Source organism: Rhodopseudomonas sp. B29 (assembly GCF_000333455.1).
In the GTDB taxonomy this organism is placed as follows: Bacteria; Pseudomonadota; Alphaproteobacteria; order Rhizobiales; family Xanthobacteraceae; genus Rhodopseudomonas.
On the sequence record NZ_BADD01000801.1, the window covers coordinates 1 to 372 of the forward strand.

Genomic DNA, 372 nt, shown 5'->3' on the forward strand with positions numbered 1-372 from the left:
GATCATCGACTACACCCGCGAGACCGAAGTCGGGGAAATATTCTTTGTCGTCAGTCTCAACGACTGGCCTCGCCTGAAACGTGTTGTTGCGGCGCTCCAAGTTCTGCCTCTCCGCGTCAGGCTGATGCCGACGGGTGAAAGTTCAGAGCTTTTTAACAGGCCCTCGACTGAGCTGGGTGGAACGCGATGCGTAGAACTTCATCGCGGCCCTCTGTCGCCAATGGAGCTTTTCGCGAAGCGAACGTTGGATGTCTTTCTCTCCGCGTCCGTTCTGGTAGCTGTGTCGCCGTGGCTCTTGCTTGTGGCGGCCGCGATCAAGCTGGATTCCCGGGGACCGGTTCTCTTCAAACAACACCGTTGCGGGTTCAATGG

At 57.5% G+C, this 372-nt stretch carries 1 protein-coding gene; it reads left to right on the plus strand.

Annotated features, from left to right (window positions below; all coding sequences use genetic code 11):
• Positions 1 to 220 precede the first annotated feature (220 nt).
• Positions 221 to 372: sugar transferase (locus I5M_RS33270; RefSeq protein ID WP_199900080.1), on the plus strand; the 152-nt coding region annotated here is incomplete at its 3' end.